At 49.3% G+C, this 9,579-nt stretch carries 9 protein-coding genes; 5 read left to right on the top strand and 4 right to left on the bottom strand.

Annotation, left to right across the window (positions count from 1 at the left end; all coding sequences use genetic code 11):
* Nucleotides 1-134 precede the first annotated feature (134 nt).
* The 3 genes from FJZ26_02040 (at nt 135) to FJZ26_02030 (ending at nt 2,923) form a co-directional block, all read left to right on the top strand.
* Nucleotides 135-1,070, top strand: coding sequence for a type II secretion system F family protein (locus FJZ26_02040; protein MBM3229186.1), 936 nt, complete (start codon nt 135-137; stop codon nt 1,068-1,070).
* 122 nt (nt 1,071-1,192) lie between these two features.
* On the top strand, nt 1,193-2,251 hold the full coding sequence (locus tag FJZ26_02035) for a type II secretion system F family protein (GenBank protein MBM3229185.1): 1,059 nt from the start codon (nt 1,193-1,195) through the stop codon (nt 2,249-2,251).
* A gap of 168 nt (nt 2,252-2,419) precedes the next feature.
* Complete coding sequence (locus FJZ26_02030) at nt 2,420-2,923, top strand: hypothetical protein (GenBank protein ID MBM3229184.1); 504 nt, start codon at nt 2,420-2,422, stop codon at nt 2,921-2,923.
* Between the two features lie 57 nt (nt 2,924-2,980).
* Here FJZ26_02030 and FJZ26_02025 read toward each other — a convergent pair whose 3' ends face one another.
* Nucleotides 2,981-3,796 carry an ABC transporter ATP-binding protein gene (locus tag FJZ26_02025; GenBank protein MBM3229183.1) on the bottom strand — a complete coding sequence of 272 codons (816 nt, stop codon included), beginning with the start codon at nt 3,794-3,796 and terminating at the stop codon, nt 2,981-2,983.
* A 28-nt stretch (nt 3,797-3,824) separates the two neighbouring features.
* Nucleotides 3,825-5,570 carry an ABC transporter permease subunit gene (locus FJZ26_02020; protein ID MBM3229182.1) on the bottom strand — a complete coding sequence of 582 codons (1,746 nt, stop codon included), beginning with the start codon at nt 5,568-5,570 and terminating at the stop codon, nt 3,825-3,827.
* Nucleotides 5,571-5,623: 53 nt separating this feature from the next.
* Between FJZ26_02020 and apgM the strand changes: the two genes are divergently transcribed.
* Together apgM and FJZ26_02010 are read left to right on the top strand one after the other, a co-directional pair.
* On the top strand, nt 5,624-6,844 hold the full coding sequence (gene apgM, locus FJZ26_02015) for a 2,3-bisphosphoglycerate-independent phosphoglycerate mutase (GenBank protein MBM3229181.1): 1,221 nt from the start codon (nt 5,624-5,626) through the stop codon (nt 6,842-6,844).
* A 55-nt stretch (nt 6,845-6,899) separates the two neighbouring features.
* A complete protein-coding gene (locus FJZ26_02010) occupies nt 6,900-7,112 on the top strand; it encodes a hypothetical protein (GenBank protein MBM3229180.1) in 213 nt (70 codons plus the stop codon).
* On the opposite strand, the gene FJZ26_02005 is transcribed toward FJZ26_02010, so the two are convergent.
* Together FJZ26_02005 and FJZ26_02000 are read right to left on the bottom strand one after the other, a co-directional pair.
* The gene (locus FJZ26_02005) at nt 7,104-8,387 is read right to left on the bottom strand and encodes an acyl-CoA dehydrogenase (GenBank protein ID MBM3229179.1); all 1,284 of its coding nucleotides are present in this window, start codon (nt 8,385-8,387) and stop codon (nt 7,104-7,106) included. The genes FJZ26_02010 and FJZ26_02005 overlap by 9 nt on opposite strands.
* Before the next feature lie 77 nt (nt 8,388-8,464).
* The gene (locus FJZ26_02000) at nt 8,465-9,553 is read right to left on the bottom strand and encodes a Glu/Leu/Phe/Val dehydrogenase (protein MBM3229178.1); all 1,089 of its coding nucleotides are present in this window, start codon (nt 9,551-9,553) and stop codon (nt 8,465-8,467) included.
* Between the last annotated feature and the right edge of the window lie 26 nt (nt 9,554-9,579).

The raw sequence follows: 9,579 nt of genomic DNA, 5'->3' as shown, positions 1-9,579 counted from the left end.
CTTGGAAGCAAATATAAAAAGTGATAAAAGGCAGTAAGGAGAAAGAGAGTTGGAAACAGCCAAAGGCAAATGAAAACAAGGAACAAAGCAAAAGACGGGAAGTCAGATGATTTAGGAGTGCGGAGTTTGCTAAGATGGAAAAAAAAGATGACAAGCTCTCTACAAAGACCCTAAGCCCAGGGGCCGAGCAGCAAGGCGGCATTGTAAGGATAATGAAAAGGCAGGCGGCCCAGCCCCATGGCATAACATCAGGCATTGTCAGGTTCATATCAGCATACACGCCAAACCTGAAAAAAAGCCTTAAGCAGGCCGACATGAACACAACTGCAAGCGCTTTTATTCAGCAGGTCCTGTTTTCATCAATATTCAGCTCGCTTGCGCTTTTGGTTGCAACAGGCCTGTTCCTTAATTATTACAAGATAAGCCTGCTTTTGCTTGTGCCACTTGCACCCGCCTACTACATACTCATGGTCTTCTATTTCATGCTCTACCCGCAGGTGAAAAAAATCCAGCGCGCAAAAAGGATTGACCAGGAGCTTGTGTTTGCAGGCAGGCACCTGCTCATAGAAATCAAGTCAGGCATACCGCTATTTGACGCCATGGTCGGCATCAGCAGGGACTACGGCGAGGTGAGCAGGGAGTTCAACAAGATAGTCGAGAAGATAACGCTTGGGCAGCCGGTTTCACTTGCAATGAGGGAGGTTGCCGAGTACAACCCGTCGCCATCATTCAACCGCGTGATACTCCAGCTTGTCAACTCAATTACCTCCGGTTCCGATGTTGCGTCCTCCCTTGAATCCGTGCTTGAGCAGGTGTCAAAGGAGCAGATTGTGCAGCTCAAGGAGTACGGGCAGAAGCTCAACCCGCTTGTGATGTTCTTCATGATTTTTGGGATAATAATGCCCTCTCTTGGGGTTGCCTTCCTGGTGATATTGCTTTCATTTGTAGGGGGCGGGATAAGCATTTCAGGCCAGACCGTGCTTGCAGTGATTTTTGGGCTCATATTCATGATGCAGTTTGTGTTCCTTTCAATGGTTGAGACCGCAAGGCCGAGGTTTGACATATCATAGGGATTTTGATTGGTTGGGTTTTGATTCGCACCCAGGAATGGGCGTTGACAGAGCATTAGGAGCGGAAGAAGAATAATTGGAAGTCGTTTAATGAATTGAAGATTAGCACACGATGATGCAATATGGCGCAAACAAACTCGTTCCTTGAGTCCCTTGGAAGGCTATTTTCAAGGAAGATGATACTGGACGTTGGAAAGGCACTTGATGCCGCCGGCCTTGGCGTGTCAGCCGAGATTTTTGCTGGCGGCATGATAATCGCCTGCATTGCAGGAAGCCTGGTGGCAACGTTTGCCCTAATCCAGTCCCTTTCGGTAAGGCTTTTTCTTGTAAGTGTTGGAAAGCTTTTCGGAAGCTGGTTTTCAAACAGCCAGCCGGCAATGCTTGTGCTTGCGCTTGTTGTGATTTCAATAATCACAACTGCCTGCATTGTGCTTTTGACTTATGTCTGGCTTTCCATACTTGCGGACAATAGGAAAAGGGCAGTCGACATGGTGCTGCCTGACTTTTTGACCCTCTCTGCCGCAAATATCAGGGCAGGCATGAGCATAGACCAGGCAATGTGGTATGCTGCAAAGCCGGAGTTCGGGATGCTTTCAAAGGAAGTTGAGCTTGTTGCAAAGCGCACGTTTGGCGGCGAGCCGTTCAACACATCCATTGACAGGCTGTCAGCCAGGTTCAACTCAAGGATGCTAAGGCGGACAGTGGCACTTGTGAAGCAGGGGCTTGCATCAGGGGGCCAGATAGCCGACATTTTCGAGCAGATAGCACAGGACGCAAGAAACGTGCAGCTCATCCAAAGCGAGATTTCAGCCTCGCTTCTCATGTACATAATATTCGTTGTTTTTGCTGCAAGCGTTGGGGCGCCGTTCCTGTTTGCAGTCTCAAACAACCTGATTGCCATACTTGAAAAAGTTTTTGCCAACCTGCCCCCAGTCTCGCAGCTTCCCGCAATAGGGTTTGTCAGGCCAAGGCCGCCAATCATATCCTCAGGCGACTTTTTCGGGTTTACGGTGATTGTGGCGATAACAACGGCGATATTCTCTTCCCTTATGATTGGCGTGATTCAAAAGGGCTCAAAGCTTGAAGGCATCAAATACCTGCCAGTATTCATCGTGCTCACGCTTGTCATTTACGCATTTGTGAGTTCAGTGCTTGCAACGTTCTTGGGCTCGCTTGTTTGAATGGAAGGAAAAGGCGGTTGGCAAATATTTATTAACAAAGAGAAATATGTATCAAGCAACGGGAAATGAGTGTCAAATAAAGCAATGATTAAAGCATAACAAACATAACAAGTGAATCGATATCAGGAAGGCATTTTTTAAGATTCAAAAATTGGATTGGGTGGTTTTATGGCAAATTCTAGGAAAGGCCAAGCAGCGATGGAATATCTCATGACATACGGCTGGGCCCTGCTCGTCATTGTTATTGTGGCCGTAGTTCTCCTGACTTTGAACCTTAAGCCTGCAGAGCAGTGCATTTTTGACGAGCAGTCAATAAGGTGCGACCAGCCGCAGGTGCCGGTGCTCAACAGCGCAGGCAACCTGTTTGCAACGCTTTCCAATGGAAAGACAAACTCGATTAACATTTACACTGGCGGGATTGTGTGCACCAACTCAAAGGACAAGCCAGCCGAGCCTGCCGCAGCTGCAGCGGTTCTTGCAACAATACCTGCAGGCGGCTCGATTCAGCTGACAGGCGCGAGTGCAACAACCTGCATAAAAACCAGCGGTGGGGCATTCACAACAGGCGAGACGTATCAGGGAAAGCTGTGGATTTACTACAAAAACGCCGACGACCCGTCAAGCTACCCCTATAGATACACTTCAGCGCAGCTTGTGGCAAAAGTATCCTGAAGAAGGCATACTGGGCATTTGAAAGCGCCCCCTTTCTTTTTCCTCTTTTTATTTCCCCTATTTCTTTTGCCTTGACAAGTCAAGCTCATACCACATTGCGTTTGACGGGTCGCGGGTTATAAGGCGCTTGATTTTGTCAACATACCCGAAAAACTCCTTGTCGCGCAGGTGAAGCTCCCTGGGCCGAGGAAGATCTATTTTGATGTCGGCAATGATTTTTCCAGGGCGCCTTGAAAGCACAATCACCCTGTCCGCCATGAATACCGCCTCGTCAATCAGGTGCGTCACCATGATGAAAGTGTCGGTTTTGGTTGTCGGGTCAACCCAGATGCCAAGCACGTCGCGGCGAAGCGAGTCTGCCGTGAATGCGTCAAGGGCTGAAAACGGCTCGTCCATAAGAAGTATGTGCGGCTCTGCGCAAAGTGCCCTTGCAATGCCAACCCTCTGCTTCATGCCGCCGGAAAGTTCGTACGGGTACGAGTTGGCAAAGTCTTCAAGGTCCATGAGCTTTACGTATTTCCTTACGATTTCATCGCGTTTTTCCTTTGAGATTTTCAAAGTCTGCATCCCAAGGTCAATATTCTCATAGACGGTGCGCCAGGGCAAAAGGGCAAATGTCTGGAAAATCATTGCGGAGATTTTCGGGTCAGGACCGTGTATTTTTGAGCCCCTGAAGCGCACAGAGCCTTTGGTTGGCTCCTCAAGGCCTGCTATTATCCTAAGAAGAGTTGACTTGCCGCACCCCGATGGGCCAATTATGCAGACAAATTCGTGCCTGCCCACACTGAAGCTGACATCATCGATGGAAGGCTTGAAGATTTTTTCCTCCGTGTAGTCCTTGCTCACATGATTTACAACAAGTTCAACCGCCATAGAATGCAACCCCGCCCGTGCCCGGGCTTCACCCGGACTCAAACCTGAACCTCTCAACATAATTGAAAAGCCTGCGCCAGACAAGCATGTTTATTGCAATGACTGAAAGGGCCATAATTGCAACCGCAAGGGCGACAAGGGTCGGCTCGCCCCAAATCGTGGCTTTTGTAAGGTAGGAGCCAAGGCCGTCAACCATAAGTGTTTTGCCGCCAAAGGAGATGTACTCGCTTACGATAAGGGAGTTCCATGCCCCGCCCCAAGCCTGCACGCTTCCGTTTATCAGGCCTGGAAGTATTCCGGGCAAAAGCACAGTTGTGTAATATGTAATCCCCTTTATCCCAAATGCCTGCGACGCCTCGTTTATTTCCCCGGGTATGCTTTTTATTGCCGCAATCAGGTTGAATAACAGATACCACTGCGTCCCTGTGAGAAGCAAAAGCACGGAGGCTGCCTCCACGCCAAGACGGCCTCCCCCAATGAAGTTGATTACAAAAATAACTATGAAGGGAAAAAGAGCCAGGGCCGGGGTTGATTGGCCAATGTCAAAGATTGGGAAGAAAAGCTGGTAGAGTCGCTTGTGCCTGACAAGCAGGATTGCTGCGCAAAGTGTCCAGGCAAGGGCAATTAGGTAGGCTGCAAGTATCCTAATCAGCGACAGGGCCAGAAAACCTGGAAGATTGTAAGTTTCCGGGTGGCTTGCTGCTGCCATTGAAAGGTCGGAAAGCGGCTTTTGAAGCGAGGCTGCAATAAACACGGCTAGTGCCGCCATGACAGCACCGAAGAGAACCGAGTATAGGGAAAGGTGTTTCCACCACGGCATTACGGTCTTGTGCCTTTTGCGCGGTATGTACTTTATCCTGAGGCTGAAGCTTTTTTTGACAAACCTGTTGAGCTTGTCTATGTTGGAGAAGACAAGTTCATCGGCCAGATAGCGCTTTTGGGCAATGAAATCTGCGACTTTGAAAACCAGGCTTCCCTTTTCCTGCTTGTATTCAATGTCAAGGGGAGAGGACTTGCCCTGCACTTTGAACTTGGAGCAATAGGATATTAGGGGGCGCCACACAACCGTGTTGATTGTGTAAATCATGGCGACAAAAACTGCAAGGCCGAAAATGGCAGAGCCCAGGTTGTTAAGCTCATACACTGACTTTGCAAGATAATAGCCAATGCCTGGAAGATTGTAGTGGCGCACGCCAAATGTCAGGTATTCTGCAGCCACAAGAAAATACCAGCCTCCGCCCCAGGCAAGCACGCTTCCTGTGACAAAAGACGGCATGATTGCAGGCAGGATGACATGGCGCACATAGCGAAGGCCTGTCATGCCAAAAGAGTTTGACGCCTCGCGAATGTCGTTTGGTATTGCCCTGACGGCGGAGATGACATTGAAAGTTACTGCCCATGCCATGCCAGTGAAAAGCAAAAGTATTGAGGCTATTTCAAGGCCCAGGCCAAGTGGCAGGATATCGGTGAAAAAAAGCATGAATGCGGGAAGGTAGCCAAGCACTGGGATTGACTGGAGAATGTCAAGAAGCGGAAGCATGAAGATGCGGGCTTTTCTGTACATTCCAGCGGTTATGCCTATTGCAAGGCCGAAAGCAACAACAAGGGCGTAGGCTGCAAGCATCCGTCCAAGGGACGCCAGGAGGAAAATGGGAAGCAACACGGAGTCAGGGTTTGCAGCCACCTCCCCCCACTTGCCAAAGTAAGAAAGGGAAACTGCAGTGATGCCAAAAATGATGGCGTATGCTATAAGGAGGCTTTTGATGTGTTTCATTGTTTAGGCTTAGGCTGTCAAGAGGTTTAAATTACTGATTGTGAAATTAGACTATGGCAAAAAAAACAATACTTCTGATTTTCGACGGGCTTGGGGACCTTCCAAGAGGCCTGCAAACGCCGCTTATGGCTGCAAAAAAGCCCAATTTGGACAGGCTTGCCCAAAACGGGGCCATAGGGCTTATGCACACCATAGCAAGGGGGATAACCCCGGGCTCTGATACTGCCCATCTCCAGATACTCGGCTACGACCCGCGCGAGTTTTATTGCGGAAGGGGGCCTCTTGAGGCGCTTGGCGCAGGCATTAAGCTCAAGGAAGGGGACATTGCATTTAGGGCAAACTTTGCAACTGTTGACGGTGAAATGAAGGTTCTTGACAGGAGGGCAGGCAGGATTGGGACGCAGGATGCGAGGAGGATAGAGCCTGCAATAAAAAAAATATTCGTCGATGATGCGGTGTTTTCGTTTGTGCACACGGTTGAACACAGGGGTGCAGTGGTGCTCTCAGGCTCCGGCTTTTCAAGCAACATTGGACCCACGGATGCGCATGAAGGCGAAAAGGTTCCCCATTGCTTGCCGCATGACAAGTCCCATGAGTCAAGGAAGACTGCACAGACTGTAACAAAATATACAAGAATTGCCCATGAAAAGCTTGCGGCGCTGCAGGAAAACAGGCGGCTTGAAGTGCAGGGCAAAAAGCCGGCAAACGCTGTGCTTTTGCGAGGTGCCGGGGTTTACAGGCACGTGCAGCCTATTGGCGAAAAATACAACATAAAGGCGGCATGCGTGGCAGGCGGGGCGCTTTACAAGGGAATTGCAAGATACATTGGGATGGATGTGGTTGAAGTCAAGGGGGCTACTGCGACAACCCGGACTGATTTGAAAGCAAAGGCAAAGGCGGCAATTGCAGCCCTAAAGACGCACGAGTTTGTCTTTGTCCACGTGAAAGGGACGGACAGCTGCGGCCATGACGGCGACTTTGATGGAAAAAAAATGATGATTGAAAGGGTGGACAGGGAACTTATCCCGGCACTTGCAAAAAGCGGGGCAAACGTGGTCGTAACAGGCGACCACTCCACGCCGACAGTTTCAAAGGCCCACAGCTGCGACCCGGTTCCGCTTCTGCTTTATGCCGACAACATACGGCGCGAAGGGCCCAAAGCAAGTTTTGACGAGTATTCCTGCACAGGCGGGCAGCTTGGGCAGATATTGGGAAGCGAGCTTATGCCACTGATGCTTGGATACATGGGAAAGCTGAAAAAATACGGGACTTGAGAAGGGGCCTAGTCAAGAAGAAAAGGAATACGCGCCTTTACGGCAGTGCAGCACCATGAAAAAAACAACTCAAACAAAAAATCATTATTCTGCTTTTGAAAGGGCTTGCAAGACTAGTGCTTGCTTTGAAGGAAAGTTTTATTGCATCTGGTGCCTGTGGTGGGTTGCAGGCATTATCGGGATGGTTGCAAAATGGCCCGGCATAAAGGAATTTGCCCTGAAAAGAAACTGCTGCATTGAGGGCAAGAAAAAAGAAAAGCTAGCCTAGGATGTTTGTCCCAACAGACAGGTTGAGAACGTTGTCCGCGCCCTCGCCAATCATGTAAAGCGGGGCATCGCAGTAGATTACAGGGATTGCGCTTTTGTCATAGACAAACCCGTACCCGCCTTGCATCCTGACTGCAAGTTCCGCAACTTTTTGCAGCTTGTGCGCGGCCATGCTTTTGACCTGCGCCGCCTCGTCCGCAAAATCAACAACTTTTCCCTGTGCAGTAAGCGCTTCAACATTGTATGCAGTGCCATAGACCGAGTCGCGGGTTTCCTTTATGGCGTTTGCAATCTGCGCAATCTGATATTTAATCAAGTCGTGACACTTGAGCTGCTTTCCAAAAGCGCTTCTTTGGGGTAGAAATTCCTGCAATTCATCGTAAATGCGCTCCATGAGGCCAAGGGCTTCTGCCGCTATTTTCAGCCTGCCGTAAGCAAGGGTTGTAGCAGCAACCTTGAAGCCTCCTAGAACCTCGCCTACAATGTCCTGCGCACAAACGCGAACATTGTCAAAATAGACAAGTGAGGTGCTGGATGCCTTCCAGCCAAGCTTGTTCATCGGCTCGCCTGGCGCAAAGCCATCCCCACCTGCACTTGTGGCCCTCTTGACAATGAATGCAGTTATGTTTTTTCCCTTGTTTTCGTTTCCTGACTCTTTTGCAAATGCGATTGTGTAGTGGGCGTCAGGGCCATTCGTGACAAATATTTTGGAGCCGTTTAAGAAATAGTCTTCAGCCGGTTTCGTATATGTAAGGGAGTTCATGCCTGCAACGTCCGAGGCGCAGTTGACATCTGAAAGAGAATAGCAGCCGATTATTTCCCTGGTCGCAAGCTTTGGCAGGAAGAATTCTTTTTGGGCCTGAGAGCCTGCAAGGATGATTGGGGAAGATAAAAGCTCGTGGCCGTCAAAAAATGCCGCGGCAGACGCGCTTCCATATGCCATGTTCTGGTGCAAAATGAGGGAGTCAATAATGCCCTTGCCCTGCTCATAGCCGCCAAACTCAACCGGTATGCCTATATTGCAAAACTGCGAAAGCGAGGCGCCATCATTGCCTTTGGCGCCTTCAAACAAGTCATTGAGTTTTAATTCCCCAAGGTGAATTTTGACAGTGTTTGGAACTAGGATTTTGCTTGAAACTTCCTTGGTGTATTCAAACAGGGATTTGCGATTATCGTCAAAGAGATTTCTGAATGCATTGGACCTTTTCATCAAAGCGTCGCTGTTTTTTGCGCCCTTTTGCGGCGGCGTGTGGTCTGAAAGGGGTTTGAGCACCATGCGTTCACCTGGCACTAAACGCGAAACACAAGTTTATATTTTAATGCGTGGCTCCCGCACCGAGGTTCTTCAGCGGTTTATCTTTTTGCCATTGCATCCAACACGCGTTCTTTTGCAATTTTTAGCGCTGCCTCCCTTGCCTTGAGGCCCTGCATGCCACCAAGCATGAGCCTGGTGTTTTTGACAATCCTATCCTCAACCATCTTGAACATCTGGGATTCTGTGCCCTCGATGTGCTCCACATAGGACGAGATGACGCCGCCTGCGTTTGCAACAAAATCAGGAATTACAAGAACACCTTTTGCAGCAAATTCCTCCTCTATTCGCGGAACGATTGGGATGTTTGCAGCCTCTACAATGATTTTTGCCCTGACTTGCGCCTTGTTTGCATCAGTAATCACATTTGGCCTTGCACCAGGTATTAAAACGTCAACTTGCATGCCAAACAAATCTGCCGCGCCCAGAATTTTTGCGCCAGGATACGCTGTCACCGTGCCTTTCTCTGATTTTACCTTCATCATCGTATCATAGTTGAAGCCTTCGGGCAGGTACGCAGTGCCTTTTGAATCAGAGATTGCAACAACTTTTGCGCCCCGCTCTGTCATGAACTTCATTGTGAAAGTTCCCACATTTCCAAAGCCCTCAAGTGCCACGCTTGCACCTGCAACAGGGATTTTCATGTGCTCAAGTGCCACAAATGAGGATTGGGCGACCCCAAAGCCGGTTGAGCCTAGCTCGTGGGGCAATCCGCCCATTGACGAGGGCTTGCCTGTTGCAGCTTTTGGTGTGCCAACTGCGTCTGCAAATGCAGCCATTTCCTTTTCAGTTGTATTCATGTCAGGACCTGCGATATAGACTGAAGGGATGAGTTCCTTGAGCTTCAATGCAAATGCCCTCATAGCTGCATCCTTGTTCACAGTCTTTGGGTCTGCCTTAATGCCCGCCTTTGCGCCTCCAAAAGGAATGTCGGCAAGTGCGTTTTTCCAAGTCATTGCACGGGCCAGGCCAAAAACTTCTGTTGCAGAGATGTCAGGCACAAGCCTAATGCCACCCTTTCCAGGCCCCCTTGCCGTATTGTCAACAACAAGAACTCCGTGGGTCTTGGTCTTTTGGTCATAGACTTCAACAACGCGTTCAGGTCCCCATTCATCTACAAAACCGTGCATAAAAAACACCCCAAAAAATTCAGCTA

The sequence above is a fragment of the Candidatus Parvarchaeota archaeon genome, from assembly GCA_016866895.1.
Taxonomy (GTDB): domain Archaea; phylum Micrarchaeota; class Micrarchaeia; order Anstonellales; family VGKX01; genus VGKX01.
The sequence above is the reverse complement of the archived record's forward strand: the minus strand, read 5'-3'. Positions and strand labels throughout refer to the sequence as shown.

Excerpts from the sequence above, each read along its gene's own strand:
- FJZ26_02040 (MBM3229186.1), top strand. The coding sequence starts at position 135 with ATGGAAAAAAAAGATGACAAGCTCTCTACAAAGACCCTAAGCCCAGGG.
- FJZ26_02035 (MBM3229185.1), top strand. The coding sequence starts at position 1,193 with ATGGCGCAAACAAACTCGTTCCTTGAGTCCCTTGGAAGGCTATTTTCA.
- FJZ26_02030 (MBM3229184.1), top strand. The coding sequence starts at position 2,420 with ATGGCAAATTCTAGGAAAGGCCAAGCAGCGATGGAATATCTCATGACA.
- FJZ26_02025 (MBM3229183.1), bottom strand. The coding sequence starts at position 3,796 with ATGGCGGTTGAACTTGTTGTAAATCATGTGAGCAAGGACTACACGGAG.
- FJZ26_02020 (MBM3229182.1), bottom strand. The coding sequence starts at position 5,570 with ATGAAACACATCAAAAGCCTCCTTATAGCATACGCCATCATTTTTGGC.
- apgM (MBM3229181.1), top strand. The coding sequence starts at position 5,624 with ATGGCAAAAAAAACAATACTTCTGATTTTCGACGGGCTTGGGGACCTT.
- FJZ26_02010 (MBM3229180.1), top strand. The coding sequence starts at position 6,900 with ATGAAAAAAACAACTCAAACAAAAAATCATTATTCTGCTTTTGAAAGG.
- FJZ26_02005 (MBM3229179.1), bottom strand. The coding sequence starts at position 8,387 with ATGGTGCTCAAACCCCTTTCAGACCACACGCCGCCGCAAAAGGGCGCA.
- FJZ26_02000 (MBM3229178.1), bottom strand. The coding sequence starts at position 9,553 with ATGCACGGTTTTGTAGATGAATGGGGACCTGAACGCGTTGTTGAAGTC.